The sequence below is a fragment of the Arthrobacter sp. E3 genome, from assembly GCF_017353415.1.
Lineage (GTDB): Bacteria > Actinomycetota > Actinomycetes > Actinomycetales > Micrococcaceae > Specibacter.
Genome location: NZ_JAFMPX010000020.1, coordinates 21,615 through 45,774 on the forward strand (window position 1 = coordinate 21,615; position 24,160 = coordinate 45,774).

Annotated in this window: 25 protein-coding genes and 1 tRNA gene; 8 read left to right on the forward strand and 18 right to left on the reverse strand. The window is 61.1% G+C overall.

Annotation, left to right across the window (positions count from 1 at the left end; translation table 11 throughout):
- Nucleotides 1–12: 12 nt before the first annotated feature.
- Nucleotides 13–453, forward strand: a complete 441-nt coding sequence (locus tag JMA46_RS10080) for a hypothetical protein (RefSeq protein ID WP_207345206.1) — start codon at nt 13–15, stop codon at nt 451–453.
- On the opposite strand, the gene JMA46_RS10085 is transcribed toward JMA46_RS10080, so the two are convergent.
- Together JMA46_RS10085 and JMA46_RS10090 are read right to left on the reverse strand one after the other, a co-directional pair.
- On the reverse strand, nt 450–920 hold the full coding sequence (locus JMA46_RS10085; RefSeq protein WP_207345207.1) for an NUDIX domain-containing protein: 471 nt from the start codon (nt 918–920) through the stop codon (nt 450–452). The genes JMA46_RS10080 and JMA46_RS10085 overlap by 4 nt on opposite strands.
- Nucleotides 921–957: 37 nt before the next feature.
- Nucleotides 958–1,467, reverse strand: coding sequence for an A24 family peptidase (locus JMA46_RS10090; RefSeq protein WP_207345208.1), 510 nt, complete (start codon nt 1,465–1,467; stop codon nt 958–960).
- Nucleotides 1,468–1,535: 68 nt separating this feature from the next.
- Here JMA46_RS10090 and JMA46_RS10095 point away from each other — a divergent pair, with 68 nt between their 5' ends.
- Nucleotides 1,536–2,342, forward strand: coding sequence for a hypothetical protein (locus JMA46_RS10095; protein ID WP_207345209.1), 807 nt, complete (start codon nt 1,536–1,538; stop codon nt 2,340–2,342).
- A gap of 42 nt (nt 2,343–2,384) precedes the next feature.
- Here JMA46_RS10095 and JMA46_RS10100 read toward each other — a convergent pair whose 3' ends face one another.
- The 4 genes from JMA46_RS10100 to JMA46_RS10115 form a co-directional block, all read right to left on the reverse strand.
- Nucleotides 2,385–2,657, reverse strand: coding sequence for a hypothetical protein (locus JMA46_RS10100; protein ID WP_207345210.1), 273 nt, complete (start codon nt 2,655–2,657; stop codon nt 2,385–2,387).
- A gap of 10 nt (nt 2,658–2,667) precedes the next feature.
- Entirely contained in the window at nt 2,668–4,011 is a 1,344-nt protein-coding gene (locus tag JMA46_RS10105; protein ID WP_247647220.1) for a PhoH family protein, read from the reverse strand.
- 152 nt (nt 4,012–4,163) lie between these two features.
- The gene (locus JMA46_RS10110; protein WP_207345211.1) at nt 4,164–4,853 is read right to left on the reverse strand and encodes a YoaK family protein; all 690 of its coding nucleotides are present in this window, start codon (nt 4,851–4,853) and stop codon (nt 4,164–4,166) included.
- Nucleotides 4,854–4,865: 12 nt separating this feature from the next.
- Nucleotides 4,866–5,627, reverse strand: coding sequence for an isoprenyl transferase (locus JMA46_RS10115; protein ID WP_282099585.1), 762 nt, complete (start codon nt 5,625–5,627; stop codon nt 4,866–4,868).
- 175 nt (nt 5,628–5,802) lie between these two features.
- Here JMA46_RS10115 and JMA46_RS10120 point away from each other — a divergent pair, with 175 nt between their 5' ends.
- On the forward strand, nt 5,803–6,450 hold the full coding sequence (locus JMA46_RS10120; RefSeq protein WP_207345213.1) for a hemolysin III family protein: 648 nt from the start codon (nt 5,803–5,805) through the stop codon (nt 6,448–6,450).
- Nucleotides 6,451–6,457: 7 nt separating this feature from the next.
- Here the strand turns inward: JMA46_RS10120 and JMA46_RS10125 are convergent, their stop codons facing one another.
- The 3 genes from JMA46_RS10125 to mca are packed head-to-tail and all read right to left on the reverse strand — an operon-like array spanning nt 6,458 to nt 9,976.
- Complete coding sequence (locus tag JMA46_RS10125) at nt 6,458–8,677, reverse strand: thioredoxin domain-containing protein (RefSeq protein WP_207345214.1); 2,220 nt, start codon at nt 8,675–8,677, stop codon at nt 6,458–6,460.
- A gap of 9 nt (nt 8,678–8,686) precedes the next feature.
- Nucleotides 8,687–9,001 (reverse strand): hypothetical protein, encoded by a 315-nt coding sequence (locus JMA46_RS10130; RefSeq protein WP_207345215.1) that lies wholly within the window; start codon nt 8,999–9,001, stop codon nt 8,687–8,689.
- Nucleotides 9,002–9,058: 57 nt separating this feature from the next.
- Complete coding sequence (gene mca / locus JMA46_RS10135) at nt 9,059–9,976, reverse strand: mycothiol conjugate amidase Mca (RefSeq protein WP_207345250.1); 918 nt, start codon at nt 9,974–9,976, stop codon at nt 9,059–9,061.
- 198 nt (nt 9,977–10,174) lie between these two features.
- Here mca and JMA46_RS10140 point away from each other — a divergent pair, with 198 nt between their 5' ends.
- Nucleotides 10,175–10,546, forward strand: coding sequence for a DUF4307 domain-containing protein (locus JMA46_RS10140; RefSeq protein ID WP_210768682.1), 372 nt, complete (start codon nt 10,175–10,177; stop codon nt 10,544–10,546).
- Nucleotides 10,547–10,736: 190 nt separating this feature from the next.
- A complete protein-coding gene (gene greA, locus JMA46_RS10145; protein ID WP_207345217.1) occupies nt 10,737–11,228 on the forward strand; it encodes a transcription elongation factor GreA in 492 nt (163 codons plus the stop codon).
- Between the two features lie 84 nt (nt 11,229–11,312).
- Here the strand turns inward: greA and ilvA are convergent, their stop codons facing one another.
- The 3 genes from ilvA to JMA46_RS10160 form a co-directional block, all read right to left on the reverse strand.
- A complete protein-coding gene (gene ilvA, locus JMA46_RS10150; RefSeq protein ID WP_207345218.1) occupies nt 11,313–12,551 on the reverse strand; it encodes a threonine ammonia-lyase in 1,239 nt (412 codons plus the stop codon).
- A 56-nt stretch (nt 12,552–12,607) separates the two neighbouring features.
- Nucleotides 12,608–13,813 (reverse strand): AI-2E family transporter, encoded by a 1,206-nt coding sequence (locus tag JMA46_RS10155; RefSeq protein ID WP_207345219.1) that lies wholly within the window; start codon nt 13,811–13,813, stop codon nt 12,608–12,610.
- A gap of 79 nt (nt 13,814–13,892) precedes the next feature.
- Nucleotides 13,893–14,822 carry an aldose 1-epimerase family protein gene (locus JMA46_RS10160; RefSeq protein ID WP_207345220.1) on the reverse strand — a complete coding sequence of 310 codons (930 nt, stop codon included), beginning with the start codon at nt 14,820–14,822 and terminating at the stop codon, nt 13,893–13,895.
- A 131-nt stretch (nt 14,823–14,953) separates the two neighbouring features.
- Here JMA46_RS10160 and JMA46_RS10165 point away from each other — a divergent pair, with 131 nt between their 5' ends.
- From JMA46_RS10165 to galK, 3 genes are read left to right on the forward strand one after another with little or no spacing between them, the layout of a single operon-like run.
- A complete protein-coding gene (locus tag JMA46_RS10165; RefSeq protein WP_207345221.1) occupies nt 14,954–15,781 on the forward strand; it encodes a DeoR/GlpR family DNA-binding transcription regulator in 828 nt (275 codons plus the stop codon).
- Nucleotides 15,778–16,911, forward strand: a complete 1,134-nt coding sequence (gene galT, locus JMA46_RS10170) for a galactose-1-phosphate uridylyltransferase (RefSeq protein ID WP_207345222.1) — start codon at nt 15,778–15,780, stop codon at nt 16,909–16,911. Before JMA46_RS10165 ends, galT begins: the two co-directional genes overlap by 4 nt.
- A complete protein-coding gene (gene galK / locus JMA46_RS10175; protein ID WP_207345223.1) occupies nt 16,908–18,068 on the forward strand; it encodes a galactokinase in 1,161 nt (386 codons plus the stop codon). Before galT ends, galK begins: the two co-directional genes overlap by 4 nt.
- A gap of 118 nt (nt 18,069–18,186) precedes the next feature.
- On the opposite strand, the gene JMA46_RS10180 is transcribed toward galK, so the two are convergent.
- The 6 genes from JMA46_RS10180 to JMA46_RS10205 all read right to left on the reverse strand — a co-directional run bounded on the left by JMA46_RS10180 (nt 18,187) and on the right by JMA46_RS10205 (nt 24,154).
- Nucleotides 18,187–19,374 carry a TerC family protein gene (locus JMA46_RS10180; protein WP_207345224.1) on the reverse strand — a complete coding sequence of 396 codons (1,188 nt, stop codon included), beginning with the start codon at nt 19,372–19,374 and terminating at the stop codon, nt 18,187–18,189.
- A gap of 115 nt (nt 19,375–19,489) precedes the next feature.
- Nucleotides 19,490–20,335 (reverse strand): Bax inhibitor-1/YccA family protein, encoded by an 846-nt coding sequence (locus JMA46_RS10185; protein WP_207345225.1) that lies wholly within the window; start codon nt 20,333–20,335, stop codon nt 19,490–19,492.
- 170 nt (nt 20,336–20,505) lie between these two features.
- A tRNA-Leu gene (locus tag JMA46_RS10190) sits at nt 20,506–20,581 on the reverse strand.
- Between the two features lie 65 nt (nt 20,582–20,646).
- Nucleotides 20,647–21,147 carry an N-acetyltransferase gene (locus tag JMA46_RS10195; RefSeq protein ID WP_207345226.1) on the reverse strand — a complete coding sequence of 167 codons (501 nt, stop codon included), beginning with the start codon at nt 21,145–21,147 and terminating at the stop codon, nt 20,647–20,649.
- Between the two features lie 116 nt (nt 21,148–21,263).
- A complete protein-coding gene (locus JMA46_RS10200) occupies nt 21,264–22,706 on the reverse strand; it encodes an NAD(P)/FAD-dependent oxidoreductase (protein WP_207345227.1) in 1,443 nt (480 codons plus the stop codon).
- Nucleotides 22,707–22,777: 71 nt separating this feature from the next.
- Nucleotides 22,778–24,154, reverse strand: a complete 1,377-nt coding sequence (locus JMA46_RS10205; RefSeq protein WP_207345228.1) for a S8 family serine peptidase — start codon at nt 24,152–24,154, stop codon at nt 22,778–22,780.
- Nucleotides 24,155–24,160: the final 6 nt, after the last annotated feature.

A 24,160-nucleotide genomic window follows, 5' to 3' on the forward strand; every position in this document is an offset into this window, starting at 1 on the left:
AAAAGGAAAATCATGGATTACGACACAGTTGAACTGCTGGTGGGAGGCGCCTTGGCGTTTGTCCCGGTGATAGCGCTGGTCCTTGCAGGGCTATGGTGCATGAAGAAGCCCAGGATCCGCATACCGCTCTTCTTCGTCATCGGGCTGCTGGCGTCGCTGGCCTACGGCTGGGTTGCCCCGCAACTGGCGTTCAGGGTTGTCCCCCCACCCTTTGACCCCTACTACGCAGACGGGAACGCATTGGATGTGAGGGGCCTGATCCTTTCCTTCGGCGCCATGGTTGGCTGTGCAGCAGGTTTGGTCACCACAGTGGTGATGAGCGCACTGGCGTTGGCCCGTCCCCTGTGGCGAAAGCGGACCGCTGCACCAAACACTCGCGGCGCAGGAGTCACTCGCAGCACGGCCGCAGCTCAACCTCCACGCCCTCAGCATCCTCCGCGCAAGACAGCCTAGCGCTGGAAGTGGGGCACGCCGTCGAACGCCAATGCCCGCTGAATACAGGCCAGGTGGCCCTCGCGCAACGGTGGCAGGTCCTCGATGGCAAACCAGCCGACGGCGAGTGACTCGTCGTCGTTCACGCGGGCGGTGCCGCTGACGTAGCGGGCGATGAACTCGATGTTCAGGAAGTCACAGACGTCGCCATTGGGAAACGTCACAGGCCCCACGGCAGCTACGCCAAGCAGCTGCTCGATCTCGGCAACCACAGCGGTTTCCTCAAAAACCTCCCGCAACAGGCCGGGGCCGGGCTCCTCCCCCGGGTCCAGAATGCCTGTGATCAGCGCCCAGCCGCCGGTGTCGGAGCGTTCTCCGAGCAGCACGCGGCCCTCGGCGTCAAACACCACCCCGCGCACGCCCGGCAGCCACAGGGGGTCGTGGCCAATTTTTCCGCGCAACTTGATGATGAAGTCTGGTGATCCCATGACTTCAGCCTAGCGGGACGGTATTATCTGGTCAGAGTCACCCGGGCAGCAGGAGCATCGTGGCGAGCGCCCCAGCCAGCATGGAAGGTCCAAACGGGATGGCCGATTTTGCGGTGCCGCGGCCGCTTACAATCAGGGCCAGGCCCCACAGTCCTCCGACGATGAACCCCGCAGCCGCACCGAGGAGCACGTGCTGCCAGCCAAGGAAGCCCAGGAAAAGACCCAGCACCCCTGCAAGTTTCACGTCACCAAAACCCATACCAGCGGGGTAGGCGAACCACAACAGCCAGTACAGGGCAGCCAGTGCCGCAGCTCCACCGACCGCGCTGAGCACGTGCTGCGGATTTCCTGCGGCCAGCGCTGCCACGAGCAGCAGCACCCCGGCGATGGGATAGGCGGGCAGGACGTAGCGGTTGGGCAGCGTGTGGGTGCGGATGTCGACGATGCTTAGCACCACAGCCAACCACAGCAGGTACAAGCAGGCGGCCAATGCACACAGGAAAGCGACCAAGCTGCTTTCCCACATGTCCATCAACCGAGTGACCATAGCGCGATGCTACGCCATGGCGACACCGTTCGGGCCCCTTGTTGCGCCCTCGGGGCTAAGCTGTGGATATGAATGCCTCCGTTTACACTGCCGACATTTTTCGGCACCTTTGCCGCTCCTCCCCGTGGCGCTGGCAGACTGTGCGCTTTGAGCTGCACCGCAAGTTTCCCAACACGGCCGACGGCGCCGCTGGCACCAGTTGGATGCCGGGACGTGCCGGCCCCGGCGGTGCTGCCCCGGTGCTGGAGATGAACTGTTGGGTTCGCCGTCCCGGTGCCCTGCGTGTTGAGACTCTGGATGGGAAGTTGCTGGCAAGCACCACCAAGATCAACGAGTCACGGGATTCATTGTTCATCAGTGGAAACCGCAAGCCGTGGCTGTTGCAGCCATCGCTGGTGAACCCCGTCAAGGACAGCAACGGCTTTGTGGTGCGGCGCCCTGAAGCGCGCTACGGTGAACCTGCCTATGGCACGGGACGGGCCGCTGCCGCCTTGGACCCCGTGGAATTGGCCGGGGACAAGCCTGTCCCGTTGGAGGCACCGTTCGCCAATGTGGCCGAGATCGACGATGTTGCCGTGCTCTCCCACCACGGACGCGACGCCGTTGAGGCAGTGCTGACACCCAACTCAAGCTACAGGCCGCTCTTTGCCGATGCACCCTTGCTGTTCCCGGGCCGCACCGCCGTCCGCATCGACGTGGAAACGGGCATTTGCGTGGCGTCACAGTCCCTTGACGGCCCCACAGCCGGCGCCGGTCACTGGATCCTGCTGCACGGCGTCGACGAATACATGCTCGATGACCTGTTTGAGGAAGTCAGCATGGGCCTGACGGATGTGCGCGCCCACATTCCCTGGGACTTGGGCCCGGACTCATAGCCGCCGCCCGCCGAACAAGAAGGTCCGGGACGCCCTTGACGCCTAACGTGTCATGCGCACATATTGCATTGAGGATGCATCCCACTGAGCACTCTCCCCCGAACCCCCGTCGGCCCCGAGTCCAGCAACAGTGAGGGAGGGCGGGGCATGAACGGTTGGCTCGGCGTCGTCGCGGATCAGGGCACATTCCAGCCATACCGGCGCCGTATCAACGACCTTCCCCTCCGGCCAGTGCCGCTCGACGGTCACGACGTTGAAGTCATTCGTCAAAGCATGCAGCAATGGGGTGGAGGCTCCCGAACTGCGTCCAAGCACTTTTAGCTCCCTAGATCTCCGCACGCTCCAGCATTTCCGTCACCAGCGCGGCAATCGGTGAACGTTCCGACCGCGTCAACGTGACGTGGCCGAACAGTGGATGACCCTTGAGCGTTTCAACCACCGCCACGATCCCGTCATGGCGGCCGACGCGCAGGTTATCACGCTGGGCGACGTCGTGCGTCAACACGATCTTGGAGCGTTGGCCAATTCGGCTCATGACCGTCAGCAGCACATTCTTCTCCAAGGACTGCGCCTCATCCACAATGACGAAGGAGTCATGCAGCGAACGCCCCCTGATGTGGGTTAGCGGCAGCACCTCCAACATGCCACGGTCCATGACCTCATCCATGACATTTTGTGAAACAACCGAGCCAAGGGTGTCAAAGACGGCCTGCGCCCACGGGTTCATCTTCTCCCCCTCGGAACCAGGCAGGTAGCCCAACTCCTGGCCGCCCACCGCGAACAACGGGCGGAACACCACCACCTTGCGGTGTTCATTGCGTTCCAGCACTGCCTCCAATCCGGCGCAGAGGGCCAAGGCACTCTTCCCCGTGCCGGCACGCCCGCCCAGCGACACGATGCCCACTTCGGGGTCCAGCAGTAAATCCAAGGCCAGGCGCTGCTCGGCGGAGCGGCCATGGAGGCCAAAGACTTCCCGGTCACCGCACACTAGGCGGACCTGCTGATCAGCCCCCACCCGGCCCAATGCGGAGCCGCGGTTGCTCGTGATGATCAGCGAGGTGTTTACCGGCAACACAGCAGCATCCGGGATAGGGACCGGTTCGTGGTTGTACAACGCGACAACCTCGGACTCCGTCGCCGCAATTTCACTCACGCCGGTCCAGCCCGAGTCGGGGACCAATTCGTTGCGGTACTCCTCGGCAGCCAAACCCAGCGCCGACGCTTTCACCCGCAGCGGCACGTCCTTCGTCACGACGGTGACATTGTGCCCTTCGTTGGCCAGATTCCGGGCAACGGCCAGGATGCGGGAGTCATTGTCCGTTCCGCGCATGCCCGCTGGAAGCACCTCCAGCGAAACGTGGCTGAGCTCCACAGACAGGCTCCCGCCGTCGTCCCCGAGTGGAACAGGTTCGCTCAACCCGCCGTGCTGGACGCGCAGGTCATCCAGGAGCCGCAGAGCGGTCCGGGCAAAATAGCCCAACTCGGGATCGTTGCGCTTGCCCTCCAGCTCGGAAATCACCACTATCGGCAAGATCACCAGATGTTCGGCAAAACGCATGATCGCCCGAGGATCTGCCAAGAGGACGGAAGTGTCAAGCACGTACGTGCGTAATTTGGATCCCGTGCACGGGCTGTGTTCCTGCTGCCCGCGGTTGCCAACCTGTGTCATGTCGACTCCAGCCTTCCGGAGCAGTGACGCGTCCGGACTCCACATCGGTGCGGCGGGCTGGGTTGCCCTCCGTACTGCCAAACTACGCGGCAATCGATCCGAGCTGCAACGCCACGCCATGCCGCGCAGACGAATGTTGGGCAACAGTTGGGTTAACGCGCAGTGCCTTCGAGCGCAACCCGCACGGCGCCGCGGCGGGCGGGCCGGGTGCGCAGCCAACTGTTGAAAAATACGGACAGGACCAGTACACCCACGGCAATCCACAGCGCGTTCAAATTCATCGCAAAGTAGGAGAACCCGCCAATGATTGAACCGCTCGTAAGGGCAATCCACAGCGCAAGGTAGCGCACCCAAAGCGTCTTTTGGCCGCCGGTCAACGCGTTGGCAATGTGCTGACCCATCTTCACCAGCGTGCCGGTCATATAGGTCAGACCGATGCTGACTTCGCCGTCGCGCTCAAAAATAACGTTCTCAGCACCCATCGCCAGGGCCATGATGGCCGGCGCCAGCCAGCCCCCGATCCCCAGATCAAAAAGTACGACGGCGGACGTCAGCGCCGCTGTGACGTACAGCAACACGGCCATCCGCTTGTGTGAACGGACAAACCTTCGCAGGATGGCTGCGCTCACAACTCCAGTCAGGAACGCTGCTACGAGACCGAAGGCTATGGCAAAACCGGACCAGTTGCCCTCGGCCAGAGCCGTTCCGCCACGCGTGGAGTTGCCGCTCATAAAGGAGACGAAGTATCCGCCCAGGTGGATGAAGCCCACGGCGTCGACAAATCCGGCCGCACTGGCGAGGACAACCGCGAGGATCATTTCTGAGCGGTGGTGATTTTGCACGTGATCTTTGGCCTAACTGCCGAAACGGCGGCTTCGCCCGGCGTAGTCGCGCAAGGCTCGCAGGAAGTCGATCTTCCTAAAGGCCGGCCACAGCGCTTCACAAAAATAGAATTCGCTGTAGGCGCTTTGCCACATCAGGAAGCCGGACAGGCGCTGCTCCCCGGATGTGCGGATGACAAGGTCCGGGTCCGGCTGCCCGCGTGTGTACAGGAACTTGGAAATGTCCTCGACGCTCAGGGTGCTGGCAACCTCGGCCATGGTGCGCCCGTCGGCATCTGCTGCCTGCAGGAGTTCGCGGACGGCGTCGACAATTTCACGCCGGCCCCCGTAACCGATGGCCATGTTGACGTGGATGCGTTCAGTGGCCGGGACACGTGCCGTCAGGGAGGAAAGCCGTGCGGCCAAGTAGTCGGGCAGAATCTCGGGGGCACCCATGGCGTGGACACTGATGTTGACGTCGGCGTCGAGTACGTCAAAAGTGTTCGCAATGATGTTCATCAGTTCATCAAGCTCTTCGGGTGAACGGCTCAGGTTGTCGGTGGAGAGCATGTACAGTGTGACGACCTTGACGCCCAGATCCTGGCACCAGCCAAGGAATTCAAGAATCTTGTCGGCACCGGCCTGGTGACCGTGCATGGTGGGTGCGTTGAACTGCTTTGCCCAGCGCCGGTTGCCGTCAACCATGACGCCGATGTGCGCCGGCACGCTGCCCGGCTCAATTTCCTTCGCCAAACGCCGTTCGTAGTAGTTGTACAACACCTTGGGCATGCGCAAAGAATCGGTAGACAGTCGCATGAGAGTACACCGAACCTTTGCCAATAACGGCCCTGCGGCCTGCGAATCTTGCTAGGACTAGATTACCTGCCCGGGGCAGGATTCGCGGCCAAGGCAGGCTGTGCAGCTTGTTGCCGGGCCGCAGCCGGTCTAAATGGCGAGATATGATTTGTCCATGAGTGCCCTCCTCGCAACAGAGACAAAACCATCGTGGCGCGGCTGGCTCCATGCTGGGATGACACCCCTTGTCCTGATCGCCGGAATCATTGTTGTTGTGCTGGCTCCGGGCGTGTTGGCCAAAGTCACCTGTGCCATGTACGCAGCCACAGGTGTGCTTTTATTTGGCACAAGTGCACTATATCATCGTGGAAATTGGTCGCCCAAGGCCAAGGCCCTACTCAGGCGCATCGACCACAGCAACATCATGGTCGTCATAGCTGGTTCTTACACACCGCTATCCGCTTTGATGCTGCCTAGCTCCACAGCAGCGTTACTGTTGTGGATGATCTGGATTGGCGCCGTGGCCGGTGTGCTGTTCCGCGTCGTATGGGCCGGGGCGCCGCGGTGGCTGTACGTTCCCATCTACGTGCTGCTCGGCACTACGGCACTGTTCTTCCTCCCTGAATTTTGGGCGGCGGGGGTGGTTCCCACAGTGCTCATTTGCGCAGGTGGGGCCATGTACATCGCGGGGGCAGTTGTCTACGGGATCAAGAAGCCCAATTTCAGCCCCCGGCATTTTGGCTTCCACGAGCTGTTCCACGCACTGACTGTGGCAGCTTTCGCCACACACTTCATCGCCGTGATCCTCGTCGTGTTCCCTTAGCACGGCGCTACAGCAGCTTCGCGAGATCCGCAACGGTTGAAACCGGCCTGGCACACACCATGTCCTTGCACACGTGCGCCAGTGTTGGCAGTTCTCCACCCGCGATTTCACTCGACGACGCAGCCTGACCCGCCAACCCCCGCCCTTCCAGTAGCGGGACGGGGGGCCGGCCCACGCCGTCCCACACGGCCAGCACCATGCCTGGAGAACCCGAATGCCATGCCTGGCACACCATGGAATCCCGTACAGCACCAGCTGGCCCCACGACGGCTACCTCAAGAGGCCCGGCTGCGAACGCCAACGCCGCACCCAGCAGACCGCCCACTGACCGTGGCGCCCGCTGCGCGAGCTCCGGCACGGTGGCGAGCATGTTCTCGACAATCTCCCGATGCCGGGTTGAGCCCGTGTACGCCGACCAGGAAATGAACGCCCCGGCCAGCAACGCCACCCCGCTGATGCTTGCGTTGTCAAAGGGTTCGGCAAAACGTGAGCCCTGCAACGGCCCGTGCACACCAACGGTGCTGTGGTTGAACACGACCCCGTCGGCAATGAAATCCGTTTCCAGCGACTCCACCAATTCCCCGGCAAAATCAAACCAGCGGCGTTCCCCGGTGGCCGCGTAGAGCGTCAAGTACCCGTTCGCGCAGGCCCCGTAGTCCTCCAGCAGGCCCTTGATCCCCCGCGAGCGCCCGTCATGGGACACCCGGGACAGCTGCCCGTCCCAGTGCACCTCACGCAGGTATTCGCCAAGTTCGACGGCGGCCGCCAGGTAAGCGGGTACCTGAAGCACCATGCCTGCTTCAGCCAAGGCGCCCATCAGCATGGCATTCCAGCACGCCACCACCTTGTCATCGCGGGCCGGCATGGTCCGCAGTGACCGGGCTTGCAGCAGCGCTGGTCTGATCCTTGCCCATTGGATGCGCTCCGTGGCAGAAAGCCCGCGGCCCGGGTTCAACGGACCGCCCCGACCGGCACCGCCCCGGATCCCCATGGCCGCTGTCACCCCGGCCGCCAACTCATCGGTTTGCCGGCCTTCGTCGACTGCACCTTCGGCTGCCACAGTCTGTCGGGCTACGGCCCGAATCTCGGCTGCACTCCACTGGTAGCTGGCCCCTTCGTGATGGACTCCGTCAATCACAGTGTCCGCATCCAGTGACGACGCGAACGCACCCCCGGGCAGACGCAGCTCCGTCATGAGCCAGCCGATCAGGGCCGACGTCGCGTCCTTGGCATCAGCAACACTGAGCTGCTCCACACCCTGATCCCCCGGCACCTTGTCCTCTGGCGAATTCCCGCCAGACGCCTCCGGCCGGCTTTCGGCAAGCCGTATCCAGTGCACCAACGCCTGCAGCAGGCCGGCGTTGTCATAGAGCATTTTTTCGTAGTGCGGTTCAGACCAGTCGACTGTGACGCTGTACCGGGCAAATCCGCCGCCCAGCTGGTCAAAGAGCGCCGAATGCACCATGGCGCCCAGCGTCCGTCCAGCCAGTGCGAACGCTTCATCGCTGGTGTCCCCGGCCCCGCTGGCAGCCTGCCGCAGCAAGAATTCCAACCCGGGCGTCGGCGGGAATTTTGGGGCTTGGCCAAATCCTCCGTGCAAGCGGTCCTCGGAAGCGGACATGGCAGTCACAGCCGCGGCAGCAGCAGTTTTCCAGTCTGGTCCATGCCCCGCATCCGGTTCACCTTCGCCAAGCTCGACGGCGGACGGCGCCTCAGTGCGCACCTGCCACATTGGCTGGGCCAAGGCTTCGGCGAGGGAAGCTGCGGTCCGCTCCACCTCCTCGCGGCGCTGCGTCCACGCCTCATGGACTGCTTTCAACACCTGCAGAAAGGACGGTCGCCCGGAGCTGGGCGTTGGAGGGAAGTACGTGCCAGCGTAAAAGGCCTGGCCATCCGGTGTCAGGAATACGCTCATGGGCCAGCCGCCCTGGCCGCTGAGGGCCTGGGTCGCAGCCATGTAGGCGTCGTCCACATCAGGGCGTTCCTCACGGTCCACCTTGATGGCGACAAAGCGTTCGTTCAAGTACTCAGCAACCGCTGGATCCTCGAAGGACTCCCCCGCCATGACATGGCACCAATGGCATGCGGCGTACCCCACAGAGAGAAAAATGGGGACATCACGCGCCACGGACTCGGCAAAGGCCGCGTCATCGAAAGGCTGCCAGTCAAGAGGGTTTTGGGCATGCTGGCGAAGGTAGGCACTTGGTTCACCAGCCAGCCGGTTCATGACGAAAGTCTACTTCTGTTCCGGCACGGAAGCCGGGCCGTCCACGGGTTTCTCGGGGTCGCTCGTAATGATGGGAATCCCCATGTACTCGGCATCAGGGCCATGCGTTCCACCAATACGCTGTTCCTCAACCAGAGCGCGGTAGCGCACGCGGCGAATGCGCCTGGCCATGTCTCGGATCAGGAAGAACATGATCACCACAATGCCGAAGGTCACCACGAAGCCCAAAAACCCCGGGGTAATTTGATCTTCAGTCAGTCCCGGCCGCAAACCGGGCTGGGTGGGGATGGCAGGGTCGGTGGCAAGCAAAATCAGTGTGTGCACAATTCGTCTTTCGTTTCATCCCCGGCAGGCAAGGTGTCAGCGGGAAACGTCCACTGTCTATCGTAGGCCAGCGAACAGGTCATGCTCGGGCGTAGCGGCCGGAACGCGCGATTCAATGAGAGCATAATCTTCCCATGGCCACACCCTCCGCTGCATTTGCGGGCTGACAGCGAAGAAAAACCCGTCGGGGTCCACCTGGGTGGCGTGCGCCCGCAAAGCGGCATCCCGGGTTTCAAAGTAATCACCACAGTCAATCTGGGTGGTGGCCGCGTATTTGCTTGCTGGCGGAGTGTGCCCTTCAGTGTCAGCCTCCTGCCAGGCGGCGATGCGCTGGGCATAGGGCGACGCCAGGCCGGCTTCCTCCAAAGCGTAGTGCAGGGCCCGGAAGCGGTGCGGGTTGAACGCCAAGTCGTAGTACAACTTCTGCGGCTCCCACGCGGGACCGGTACCGGGATATAAATCGGGGTTGCCGGCAGCCTTGAAGGCCTCGACAGCAATTTTATGCGCCATGATGTGGTCGGGGTGCGGGTACCCACCGTTCTCGTCGTAGGCGACGATCACGTGCGGCCTGAAGCGGCGGACAAGGCGCACCAGCGGCGCGGCCGCAGTTCCAAGCGGCGTCTGGGCAAAACAGTTGGCTGGCAATTCCGGCAACGGACTGCCCTCAGGCAGTCCTGAGTCGGTGAAGCCCAACCACTGGTGGCGGATGCCGAGAATCTTGGCCGCCCTGGCCATTTCCAGCCTGCGCGCACCTGCCATGTCCCTGGCCGAATGGGCGTCACCCACCAAGCCGGGGTTTTGAATATCCCCCCGCTCACCGCCGGTGCACGTTACCACCATGACCTCGGCCCCTGATGCAACATAGGAGGCCATCATGGCCGCACCCTTGCTGGCTTCATCATCGGGATGTGCATGAACAGCCAAAAGCCGCAACGGCTCGGTTGCCGGGATCTCGTTGTTGTTGTTCACGGACACTACCTTCGATTCATGGGAAAATGCGGGCAAAAAACTTCCTGCCAAATGAACGCTAAACTTGCCTTGTACCAACGCCCGCTTCAATGGGCGGCCAGACCGCGGCCAGCCGCGGAACAGACACAAGTGGATGCAGTGACAACTTCTGATTCTCCAGCACCTACCAGCCTAACCAATCGATACGGCACACCCAAGCGGGGAGTGTCCAAAAAGACCCGAAAAATTCTGCTGATCGTGGCAGCAGTGCTGTCAGTGACATGGGTGCTGTGGGTGGTTGTTGGCGGAAACACGGGTGTTTCAAACAAACTTCTGAGCTACAACGTGGTTGACAGCACCATGACTACAGTGGACCTGGCTGTGACCAAGGCCCCTGCTGCCACAGCCAAGTGCGCCATCAAGGCCATGAACTCCTCCTACGCCGTGGTCGGCTGGAATATCATCACGATTGGTCCCAACGGCAAGGACGTTGGTTCTGAAAATGGCCGCACCACCATAGTCCGCGGAGAACTGCGAACCGATTCATTGGCTGTGACCGGCGTCGTTGAAAACTGCTGGATAGTCACCCCCACGTAACACTGCCCGCGTCGATTCTTGGGTTTATCCGTCTTATTGACTAAACTGTTCCCTATTACCATCTGCCCCGCTTAGTCAGTCTTTGAATTATCAGTGCGTGGATTGTGCGCCTATAAAGGTGCACCGGCCTGAGCCTTCAGTGGATTAGCTGCAGCGGGGCCTTTGCATTTGTACATTCGAGGAGAACTACGTGCCTACCACTAACAGTGCGCCTTCTGCATGGCTGACGCAAGAAGCGTTTGACCGGCTTCAGCTTGAACTGACCCAGCTTTCAGGCCCCGGCCGAGCAGAAATTGTCAGCAAGATCGAGCAGGCCCGCCAAGAAGGCGACTTGAAGGAAAACGGCGGCTACCACGCAGCCAAGGACGAGCAGGGCAAGATCGAAGCCCGCATCCGTCAGCTCAGTGAAATGCTGCGCAACGCCCGTGTCGGAGAAGCACCCGCCGACGACGGCATTGTGGAGCAGGGCATGGTGGTCGTTGCCAACATTGCTGGCGATATAACCACCTTCCTGCTGGGCAGCCGCGAAGTTGGAGCGGGCGATCTGGAAGTGTTCAGCGAACGCTCCGCACTCGGCGCAGCCATCATGGGCAAGCAGATCGGCGACAAGCTGGACTATGTGGCCCCCAATGGCCGCACCATCGATGTTGAGATCATCTCCGCCAAGCCGTACGAGAACTAATATACGGACTTCGCGGAAGTATGAAAGGGCCACCCGGGAATCCGGGTGGCCCTTTCTCGTTGGCACTAATGCAAGCGTAAAACCCTAGTGCACCACAATCGGCTGGAAGCCTTCGGCACGCAATGCAGTCAGCACCAGCTCACAGTGTTCATGGCCCTTGGTTTCAAGATTGACGGTGATGGAGACATCCCCCATGGAAATGGAACCGCCCACCCTTGTATGATCCACACCGGTCACGTTGGCGTCATTCTCGGCAATGATGCGTGAGATCGTCGCCAGCGAGCCTGGGCGGTCGTTGAGCATCATGCGCACCGTCAGGAACCGCCCGGCAGCGGCCAGGCCGCGCTGAATGACCTTGAGCATGAGCATTGGGTCAATGTTGCCGCCGGAGAGCACGACGACGGTGGTTCCCGGGTTCTCTATCTTGCCTTCCATGAGAGCGGCAACACCCACGGCACCGGCAGGCTCCACCACCATCTTTGAGCGCTCCAGCAAAAAGATCAAGGCCCTGGCCAGCGCGTCTTCGCTGACCGTAACCACGTCGTCAACCAACTCACGGATGATCGAGAACGGCAGTTGCCCCGGGCGTCCCACGGCAATGCCGTCAGCCATGGTGGACACCTTCGTCAACGGAACCAAGGCATCGGCGGCCAGTGACGGAGGGTAGGCTGCAGCATTTTCGGCCTGCACGCCAACCACCCGGATCTCGCGCCCCAATTCCTTGGCGCGAGCCTTCACGGCCACCGAAACCCCGGCCAAGAGTCCGCCGCCGCCAACACCCATGATGATCGTGTCCACGTTGGGCACCTGGTCCAGGATTTCCAAACCGATGGTTCCCTGTCCAGAAACCACATCGACGTTGTTGAACGGATGGACAAACACACAGCCTGTCTCATTGGCATAGCGTTCTGCCTCGGCCAAGGACTCGTCCACGTTGTAACCGTGCAAAATTACCTCTGCCCCGTGGCCCCGGGTTGCCGCCAACTTGGGCAGTGCCACACCAACGGGCATGTAAATGCGCGCCTTGATGCCCAGCGCCTTGGCGGCAACGGCCACGCCCTGGGCATGGTTCCCGGCTGATGCCGCCACCACGCCGCGGGCACGTTCCTCCGGCGACAAGCGGGCCATGCGGACATACGCGCCGCGCACCTTGAACGAGCCGGCGCGCTGCAGGTTCTCGCACTTGAAATAGACGTCGGAACCGGTCAACCGCCCCAAAGCCCGCGAACTCTCAATTGGCGTGACTGCAATAATCTCCGTCAGCAACTCCCGAGCATGTTCTACATCTGCAAGGGTGACGGGGAGATCGCTATTTGCGTTCACGGTACTTACTCTTTCTCTACGGAACTTCAAGGACTGAGATGTAAAGCGTGGCGTGCCTAGGGCACTCGTGGTGCCACTTCGACGTCGGACTCGACGTCGGACTCGGTGCCAGTATCGGTGCCAGCGTCGGGAACGGGTTGCGGCAGCCCATAAATGTCCGGCAGGGCCGGGTCGTTGCGCCATTGTCGGGCGGCAATGTAGCGCACAGCGGAATTCGCCACAGCCAAGAATGGAACGGCAAACAGGGCACCCAGGATACCGGCCACACTGGATCCTGCGGCCACAGCCAGAATCACGGCCACGGGGTGCAGGGATACTGCACGTCCCATGATGAACGGCTGCAGCAAATGGCTTTCCAATTGCTGCACTGCCAAGACGATGGCCAGCATGATCAGCGCATTGACCCACCCGTTGGCCACCAGGGCGAGCAGCACGGCCACAGCCCCTGTGACCAGCGCTCCCACCACGGGAATGAAGGAGCCAACGAACACCAGAACACCCAGCGGCAGGGCCAGGGGCACCTGAATGATGGCAGCACCGGCGCCGATGCCCACGGCATCCACGGCGGCCACCAGGACTTGGATGCGCACATAGTTGCCCAGCGACACCCAGCTGCGGCGCCCTGCACCGTCAATAGCGGGACGGGAACGGCGGGGGAAGAACCGTACCAGAAACTCCCAAATCTTTTCGCCTTCCAGCAGGAAGAAGATCAGGATGAACAATGTCAGTAGCAGGCCGGCGGAAAAATGGCCAAAGCTGCTGCCCACCCCCAAGGCCTTGGACAGGATCACGTCAGTGTTGCCCTGCACGGCATCAAGTGCTTCGTTGAGGTAGACACTGATCTGGTCGTTGCTCAAGCCCAGTGGTCCGGATTGCAGCCAGTCTTGGATCTTGATCAACCCGGTGATGGCTTGCTGGCTCAGCTCGGCAAACCCGGAAACCAATTGCCGGCCCACAAGAAACAAGCCACCGACAACGGCCACAATGAGCCCAACCTCGGCAAGGGCCACGCTGAGCCCGCGAGGCAGGCCAACTTTCCTGAACAGCTTCACGAAGGGTAACAACAATGCTGCTAGGAGGGCCGCCACCATGACTGGGATGATCAGGATGGTGATTTGGCCCAAGATCCACACGAGCATGGCGCCCACCACGAGTATCAGGCCAACCCGCCAGGCCCAGGCACCGGCCACGTGCATTCCAAATGGCACCACGGATGAGTCGTACTTTGCGGAGCTCTTTGGCTCCTGCTGTATTGGCGTCATACAGCAATAATTCCCTATGGAGCAAAAATTAGTAAACCGTCGACTCTTTTCAGTGTGGCGTCAGCACGGGTGCCAGCACTCATAAACTCGATTCGATGCCCCAATTCATGGTGTAGGACTCTCCCGCGGCCAACCAACGCAACCCATCACCGGAGTTAAACGCATTCGCCGGTCCGCTCATCGGTTCCATGGCAACCGCCAAAGGACGGCCGGGGAACTCGTTGGTGACAAACACGTGGACGTAGCTCACACTCCCGTCGTGCCACAAACTCACGCTGCGCCCGTCCGGGGCGGCCAGCGTGTGCCGAGCTACGCCGTCGTGCGTGCGCAGGTTGGTGAATGCGGTGTCCATGATCGATTCGGCCACGGGTTTGCCCTGGCGCAGGTCGTACCGCCCCGATACCTCTTCGGCGCCCGTGGGAATCATGCGGTCATCGGCACTCAGGTAGCTGTCGGCATGGACTTGGATGCGCAACTGCTCAGCAGCGACGTCCCCTACCGTGAAATACGGGTGCGCACCGAGCACGAATGGGGCCGGACGGGAAGAGTCATTGACAAGGGTCTGTGCGACGCGCAAATGCCCTGCCTCGTCGATCTCGTAACGGACCAGATGGCGGGCCAGGAACGGATAGCCATGCTGAGGGTGAATCACTGCTTCAAGGAGCACATGCGTCTCAGAGCTCTCCAAGGCGGAGTAGCCGGTATTCCGCAACAATCCGTGGATTGCGTTGTGGCGCGCAACCTCGGTGATGTCCAACTGCTGGTCCGCCCCATCCAAGGTCCACAGTCCACCATCCACACGGTTGGCGAAGGGCGCCAGGGTGATTCCGGCGGCACCGGGGGCTATGACATCCAGCGGATATGTCTCCACCAACGCCGTCCCTGCCTTGTCATAGTGCCGGAGCCCGGCGGCGAGGGACGTAACAGTGGCGGTGGCATCCCCGCGCCGCAAAGTGAACTGCGCGCCGGTGGCGGCCCGGGATCCTGCCGTGTCTGTGGGATTAGTCATGGGCACTAGGCTACCTTCAAAGTGCGTCGCAATCGCAGTGGTTTCTCGTCAACTGGTGCGAAAATTCAGTTCCTAATGTAAACTTTTGTTTGAAACTGTTTAGTTGACACGTCGAGATTAGGGGACCTCTCATGCTGGCACCAGAGCGTCAAGCACGCATCCTGAAGGAGCTCCAACTCCATGAAGCAGTCCGCGTGGCAGATGTTGCCACGACCCTGAATGTCAGTGAGATGACCATTCGCCGGGACATTGAAGCCCTGGATCAGAGTGGCTTGGCTCGGAAGATCCATGGCGGGGCCATGCGGCTGGCCCGGCTCAGCGCCTTGGAGCCCGGCTTCCTGCTCAATGTGGACAAGGAAACTGCGGGAAAGGGTGCCATCGCGCAGCAGGCCCTGGCGCTTGTCCATCCCGGGATGACGCTTGCGCTGACGGGCGGGACCACCACCTATCAGCTTGCCATTGCACTGGCTGGCGAGCTTGATCGTCTGCAAGGGCTGACGGTTGTCACCAACTCGCTTAAAGTGTCCGAATTGCTGTACCGCCAACAAGGCAACTCGGATTTGAAGGTCATTGTCACGGGTGGGGAGCGCACACCCTCAGAGGCCCTTGTGGGTCCGGTGGCACGCATGGCGTTGACCCATCTGAACACCGATATCTGCTTCATGGGCGTCCACGGCTTGGATGCACAGCGCGGGCTGACGAGCCCCAACTGGCTGGAGGCCGAGACCAACGCCGCCTTCATTGAAGCCACGTCGCGGCTGGTGATCTTGGCGGACAGCACCAAGTTCCATGTCCGCTCACTAGCAGCCATCGCAGCATTGTCCGCGGTGGACACCATCATTACCGACGACGCCACCAGCACCACCACCACCGAACTGTTCGCTTCCCGTGTGCCCCACTTCATCAAGGCCCCGGCGCCCATGGATGCCATGAGCCCATCAAACAGAAAGTCATCATGACCATCGCCACCACCACTTCCCTGGCCGATGGCCGCGAGCTTATTTACTTTGATGACGGGAACACCGGCCACGCCCACACGGCCCGTGACACCCGCCCGCTTGACCCCCGTTCGGAAGCGAACACCGGGGAATTGCGCTTTGATGCGTTGACCGGTGACTGGGTTGCTGTTGCCGCGCACCGCCAGTCGCGCACGTACCTGCCCCCGGCCAACCAGTGCCCGCTGTGTCCCACCACGGGCGCCAATCTCTCTGAAATTCCCGACTCCGGATATGACGTGGCCGTGTTTGAAAACCGTTTCCCGTCGCTGGGCCCGGCAGTGGGGCCGGTTCCGGAAATCCCTGAGTGGGGAACGACGGGCCGCGCCTTTGGCCGTTGCGAAGTGGTTGCGTTCACGCCCGAGCACATGGGTTCCTTTGGTGGGCTGTCCACGGACCGTGCACGCACCGTCATTGATGCCTGGGCGCACCGCACGGAGGCGCTCAGCGCACTGCCAGGCATCAAGCAGGTGTTCCCGTTTGAGAACCGCGGCCAGGACATTGGCGTCACATTGCACCACCCGCACGGCCAGATTTATGCCTACTCCTATGTACCCCCGCGCAGCCAGGTCATGGCCGATGCTGCACGTGCGTTCTTTGACAAGCACGACGGCGGCGCCACCTTGCTCGGTGACATCGTTGCCAAGGAGTCCGAGTCCGGTGAGCGTATGATCGCCCAAGGCAAGCACTTCAGCGCCTACGTTCCCTTTGCCGCTCATATGCCCATAGAAGTACATCTCACCCCGCACCGTCACGTGCCCGACTTTGCTGCGCTAAATGATGAAGAGCGTGATGAGTTGGCGGTCATGTACCTGGATGTTCTGCGCACCGTGGACAACCTGTATGACACGCCCACACCGTACATTGCCGCCTGGCACCAAGCTCCGCTGGATGCCGTGTTGCGTCCTGCGGGCCGCTTCCACCTTGAGCTGACGTCTCCACGGCGTGCGGCAGATAAGTTGAAGTTCCTCGCCGGCTCCGAAGCTGCCATGGGTGCGTTCATCAATGACACCACCCCTGAGCAGGTGGCGGCCAAGCTGCGTGAAACCTCCAACGCGCTTAAGTCCAACGGACTTAAGGTGGTGCAGGCATGAGCGCAACTGTCGACGCAACCCAAGTGGCCCAGGAATTTGCCGATATCTTTGGCACATCCCCGGACGGTGTCTGGTCTGCACCAGGCCGCGTCAACCTGATCGGCGAGCACACGGACTACAACGAAGGCTTTGTGCTGCCGTTTGCCATTGACCGTGCCGCAGCCGTGGCCATCAAGCTGCGCGAGGACAATACCGCCCGGTTGCGCTCAAGCCACGGCGAGCAGACAACGGTCACGGTTGACCTGTCCACACTCTCCCACGACACCATGCAGGGCTGGACGGCATACCCGCTGGGCGTCGTATGGGTCCTGCGGCAGTTGGGCGTGGCGATTGGCGGTTTTGACCTGTACCTGCACTCCACGGTTCCTTCCGGCGCAGGACTGTCCTCGTCAGCTGCCATCGAGTGCGCCGTTGCCACGGCGTTCAACGAGCTGGCAAATGCGTCCCTGAGCCGCTCTGAACTGGTACTCGTGGGACAGCGTGCCGAGAACGAGGTTGTCGGTGCCCCAACAGGCATTCTTGACCAGTCGGCGTCGTTGTTGGCCACTGACGGCCATGCCGTGTTCCTTGACTGCCGCACCCAGGAATCTGAGCTGGTGCCGTTGGATCTGGCCGCCGCCGGGCTGCTCATCCTCGTCGTGGACACAAAAGTCTCCCACGCCCACGCAACTGGGGGCTATTCGGCCCGACGCGCATCGTGTGAGCTGGGTGCCGAAGTATTTGGAGTGCCGGCCCTGCGCGATATTTCCGCCGCGGACCTGCCGGAAGCCTCAGGGCTGCTGGATACTGAAACGTTCCGCCGGGTTCGCCACATCGTGACGGAGAACCAGCGGGTACTGGACACAGTTGCGGTGCTTGCCGACGGCGGACCAGGCGCCATCGGTGCCCTCCTCACCGCGAGCCATGCCTCCATGCGCGATGACTTTGAGATCTCCTGCCCCGAATTGGATTTGGCCGTGGACACTGCCCTGGCCAACGGCGCACTGGGTGCCCGCATGACAGGAGGCGGGTTTGGCGGCTCTGCGATCGCACTGATTCCTGCCGCGGTTGAGGCAACTGTCCGCGACGCGATTTCACAGGCCTTCGCCGACTCCGGCTTCACCGTTCCGGACATCTTTGCCGTGTCCCCCGCACCCGGAGCACGCAAGATCCTCTAACTTCCAGAAACCACTTGCACGCCTGCGCACCGTCATTCCGGCATGAGGCGCCACTGTTATGGTGGCGGCACTTCCGCTCGTAATGGTGCGCAGGCGTCCTAGTGAGCAACAGTTTTAACTAGCTGCCCAGGAATTCCTGGTGCTGCTGGTGCGCGTTTTCGACTTGCTCAAGAATCTCTTCCGAGTCCTTGTGCTTGTCGCGATACTTCGGCTCCATGGCCTCAATGATCGTGGCCTCCTCCATCAGCAGCGTGTAGACCCGCTCACGTTCAGTAGCGTCAGCCGTGTAGTCCAGGTCGAGGTAGTTATCTGCATGACGTCGGGCGTTGTTCAGCACCGTCTGTGCCTTTCCGGACTTGCTCACAAGGGAGGCAACAATCGTCAGGGTAAGAACACCGATGATCACGATCAGCGAGAGCCCTGTGGAGATCTCGAAGACGGGGACGGGCTCACTGCCGTTGATGAACGGCAGGTTGTTCTCGTGCAGGGCGTGCAGCACCAGCTTGACACCGATAAAGGCCAGGATGGCAGCCAGCCCGTAGGAGAGGTAGATCAAGCGGTCCAGGAGACCATCCAGCAGGAAGTACAGCTGGCGCAAGCCCATGAGCGAGAAGGCCGTCGCCGTGAAGACGATGTACACGTTCTGTGTCAGGCCGAAGATCGCGGGGATGGAATCCAACGCGAACAGCAGATCGGTGCCACCGATGGCGACCATGACGAGCAGCATCGGGGTGAGCAGCTTTTTGCCGTTGACCACGGTGAACAGTTTGTCGCCGTCGTAGTTCTCCGAGGTATGGAAGAAGCGTTTGGCGAGCTTGATGATGAAGTTGTCTGCGTCGTCGCCTTCGCTGTCTTCTTCCTTGAGCAGGTTTCCGGCCGTGATCAGCAAGATGATGCCGAAGATGTAGAACATCCACGACCAGGTGTTGATGAGTGCAGCACCGGCGAAAATGAACGCGGTGCGAGCGATCAGGGCGAAGACGATGCCGAAGAGCAGCACTTTCTGCTGGTCCTCGCGGGGTACCTTGAAGCTTGCCATGATGACAAGGAAGACGAAGAGGTTGTCAACGCTCAGCGCTTTTTCGGTGATGTACCCGGCAAAGTATTCTCCGCCCATGGTGGCGCCACCGAAGACGAACAGCACCACACCAAAGACGAGCGCCAGTCCCACATAGATGGAAGACCAGATGGCTGCTTCACGCAGGGTGGGGATGTGGGCTTTGCGGATGTGGAAGAAGTAGTCAAAGGCCAGCAGGGCAAGGATGACAACTATGGTGATGCCCCAGATCAGAGGGGATACGTTCATGGGCTGCTTTCGTAGGTTGCCTGCAACAGGCATGGGTAAGAGCGGTTTAGTAAACAACGCCCGGTCCAAATATTGGGCCGGGCGTTGGAAAAGCTAGTGGGGAGGTTGGTGACTGTCAGTCATTGCCCCTCAGGATGGCCAAGAGGCGCAGGATCTCCACGTACAGCCAGACAAGTGTTACCGTCAGGCCAAAAGCTGCCGTCCAGGAGTACTTGACGGGCAGGCCGTTCTGGACACCCTTTTCAATCGAAGTGAAGTCCACGATCAATGAGAACGCGGCCAGTCCGATCGCAAACAGGCCAAGCACCACGCCGAAGGGGATGTTGGTGCCGGGGATGTCCATACTGCGGATGCCCCACGGACTGTTTGTGACGTTGAAGATCATCAAGCCGAAGTTGATCAACGAGAACAGTGCGTAACCGGCCAGTGCGATGATGAAAAAACGGGTCATCTTCGGAGTGGCACGGATCTTGGCGTTGCGGAACAACACCAGCGTCACAAGGAATACGCTCAGCGTGCCTAGCACGGCTTGGACAACGATGCCGGGGTACGCCCCTTCAAGGAACATCGAAATGCCACCAAGAAACATGCCTTCAAACAGGGCGTAACCAAGGATGAGGAGGGGTGAGGGTTCCTTCTTGAATGAGTTCACCAAACCCAGGACCAGGCCGATGATCACCCCGGGCCACATCAATACCGGGACCATCCAGCCCAAGGCTGCACCGACCAGCACCAGCGTGAGCGTGAAGACCGTCTTCATAATGACGTCGTCGTAGCCCATTCGGCCAGTCTGGGCCGGTCCTGCCGCAGGCTTGTTGTAGAGATCCTGCAGCTGTTGGGCAGAGAATTGGGCCTGAGCGGACATGGTGTCCGCACCGGCATTGACGTGCCCGCGCTTTGTAGCAGGGACGTCCTTGAAGTTCTTGTTATTGGCAAAAACCGGATTGCCGCCAAGTGCCATAGTGCTGAATCCTCCAGAATAGGGGGGTGAATAATGTTCTCAACTCTACCAAGAGCAAGATGCAGAAGGACGTTTTTGTTCCATCTGACTGACATTGCCAGTGCTTTGCCAGCAACGTTCATCCACTGTTCACCAAATAGTCATGTTTGCCGCACCAGCACGGACTTTGTTGGTACCCCAGGTCGGACTCGAACCGACACTTTACAGATTTTAAGTCTGGTGCCTCTGCCATTGGGCTACTGGGGCGTCACGGCCTTGGTACGCCGGCTGCACATAACTTTACTGGATGGGCTGCCCACAAAAGAAACCCGTTACCGGGAGGTGTTGAACGGTGGCGCATATGCGAACTGCCCATGCGCGCCAGGGACGAACGCATCCAACGCCCGGGCCATGAAATGCGAACCCCATGACGGGTCCGGGGAGGTGATGCCCAAGGAGTCCGCCGGTGCGAAACCAAACCGTGGGTAATATTCGGCACTGCCCAGCAACACTATTGACGGCTCACCCAACGCATTGGCCGCAGCAATCGTGGTTCGCATCAGCGCTGTGCCAACTCCGCGCCTCCTCCGTTCAGGCAGCACTGCGATGGGGCCCAAACCCAGGGATTTATTTTTACCGATCCAGCCTCGGGTGGTGATGACATGGCCTAAAAGTTCCCCCTCGTCATCAGCCACCAATGAAAGCTCCGGAATGTACTCCCGCGACGCGAACAGTCCCCGCAAGAGTCTGACTTCGACAGACTCTGGAAACGCCGCTTCCACGAGAGCCAGAATTTCTGGTCTGTCATCCGCCCGTTCACGCCGAATCTTCATGTTGGCAGTCTATTGCCCTTCCCGAAAGTGCGGCCAAAAAAAGTGGTCCTCCCACAGTTTGGATGCAAACTGTGGGAGGACCGCCAAATACTATCTACTGCTTCAAATACTGTGAACTACTTGGAAGCGACTGCTTCTTCTTTCTTTTCAACCGGTGCAGCTGCGGCAGGCGCGTCGGCCGGCTTTGCAGCGGGCTTGGCTGCCGGAGTTGCGGCGGAAACGAAGGCATTGCGCGGGTTGTCGAGGAATTCCAGCTGGGCCAGGTCGCGGCCTGCGAAGAAGGAGACAACCCAGTCAGTGATGACGCGGAACTTGCGCTCCACGGTGGGCATGGCCAGGCCGTGGTAGCCACGGTGGGCAATCCAGGCCGGGGCACCCTTGAGCTGGATGCCCATGATCTTGGCAACACCCTTCCATTCACCGAAGCCGGCAACAGCACCGAGGTTCTTGTGCTTGTAGCCCTTCAACGGCTTGTTGAAGCGACTGGCCCATAGGTTGTTCGCGAGGCGCTTGGCTTGGCGCAGGGCGTGCTGGGCGTTCGGAACACAGGTTCCGTCAGGCAGCCCTCCGGTCACATCCGGAACAGCCGCAACGTCGCCGGCAGCCCATGCGTTGTCAATGACACCGAATTCGCCGGTGATCTGCAGGTTCACGTTGGTCGAAACGCGGCCGCGCGGTTCCAGGGGGAAATCGGTGGAGCGCACCATCGGGTTGGCCATGACACCGGCGGTCCAGATGAGCGTGTCCGCGTCGAACTGCTGGGCCACGGTCTTGTCCGGCAGGTTGATGAGCTTGAGATTCTTTTCCTCGGCGTTGTCCAGCGACGTGTTCAACAGGACCTCCACGCCACGGCTGCGCAAGTGCTCAACAACCCAAAGTGCCTGCTTCTCGGTGACCTCGGGCATGATGCGGCCCATGGCTTCAACGAGTACGAAGCGCAGTTCGGACTGGTCAATGCGGTCGTTGAGCTTCACGGCGGCGCGAGCCATGTCCTCGAGCTCGGCGATGGTTTCGATGCCGGCAAAGCCGCCACCGACCACAACGAACGTCAAGTGGCGCTTGCGGGTCTCGGCGTCGGATTCGGTGGAAGCCTGCTCGATGAGGGACAGCACCTGGTTGCGCAGCGCAACGGCTTCCTCAATGGTCTTCAGACCAATGCCGGACTCGGCCAGGCCCTTGATCGGGAATGTGCGCGTCACTGCGCCGGCAGCCATGACCACGTCATGGTAGGGCAGCTCGAACGGGGTTGCACCGTCAACCGGGGCAATGACAGCCGTCCGGTTCACGTGGTCAATGCTGGTTACGGAGCCCTGGATCAGCTCGGTCTGCTTCAGGTGCCTGCGGTAGGAGACCACGGCGTGGCGTGCCTCGATGTTGCCACCGGCAACTTCAGGCAGGAACGGCTGGTACGTCATGTAGGGCAGGGGATCAACGAGGGTGACGATGCCACCGGACTTCGCGATCTTCTTCTGCAAATTGAGTGCCGTGTAGAGGCCGACGTAGCCGCCGCCAACTACCAGGACGCGCGGGCGTGCTGAAAAGGTGGGTGTGATTGCCATACGTCTATAATACAGAAGTTTGTGAAAATATTCACTAGCCTAATGCACAACGCCGAAATTTGGCTTGCAGCCTAGTGCCGACGCTCTGTCGATGGCTCCTCGGACAGCTCTGAACCTAACGCTTTGCCGGTTCGACGGCGAACGAGCACCACGTGGGTTCCGCCTGCCGCCAAGATCACAAGCAAAAGTCCCCCTGAGCCCAGCACCAAGGTTCGCGGTAGTGTGTTGGAGAGTTTGTCGGCCGGGATGGCCACCGGTGCCGCCGCGTCAGTCAGCGTGGGTTTGGGCGCAAGCACAACGGGCTTGCCACCGCTCGCAGGCGGAGTCACCAGTCCACGACGGTGAACGCGGATCCACTCATCAATGCTCCCCAGCGGGTTTTTCTCCACCACCGGGACGTCGGCACTCAAGGCCGCTGCGGCGTCAATCACCCCGTAGCCATAAATCGCGTTGGGCACGCCTTCACCCTTCGGAACGGCCGTTGAAATGATCCGGTTGATCACCTGGGCCGCGCTCATTTCGGGGTATTTGGAGCGGATCAGTGCCGCAACACCGGACACTATTGGGGCAGCACCGCTGGTGCCGCTCCAGCGCGCATACCCGCCACCGGGCAGTCCCCCAGCCAGGTCTTCGGCAGGAGCGCTGACACCGATACTGATCCCCTGGGAGGAGGAATCCACGCTCGCGCTCCCATCCCGGTCAAGTCCGCCCACGGCCAGTACGCCGGGGATGGTGGCGGGTGCGCCCACCTGTTCATTGCCGGATTTCCGGTTCCCGGCGGCGGCAACGATGACTACATCTTTGGCTTCGGCATAGGCAAAGGCGTCGTCCCAGCTTTGCGGCCAGGACGTAGACGTGCTGCCCAGGGACATGTTGATAACCTTCGCACCAGCATCCACGGCCCACTTCACGGCAGCCGGGATCTGGTCGTCGATGTTTTTCCCTGCCGGGTTCTCGCTGCCCAGCCATACGGAAACGCTGAGCAATTCTGCCTTGGGTGCTACGCCAATAACCCCATCAGGTCCGGCCCCGACGCTTGGCTTCGCCGCCGTCGTGCTGGGTTTGGCAGAGGCGGATGCTGAGGCGCCGCTCGCTTTGTGCCCGCGTCCGGCCAGCATGGTGGCCACCAAAGTGCCGTGTTCAGGTTCGGCACCGATTCCCTTGGTGCCGTCGGCATTCCCGGCGCCGGACATGTCGATCCCGCCCGCCACAGCGCCCTTCAGGTCTACGTGGGACTTGTCGATGCCGCTGTCAATGACGGCCACCTTCACGCCTTCACCTTGGGAGACTTCCCACGCTTTTTGCACGCCGGATTGAGTCAGCCAGTATTCCCGGTTCCGAATATCGTCAGCCGATGCGGCAGGGGCTGCCACCACCGCCAATGAACCGGCCAGGGCAAGGGTCAGCAACGCGGCTGCGACTTTACGCAGCCGTGGGACTAGCGCCATGAGGTC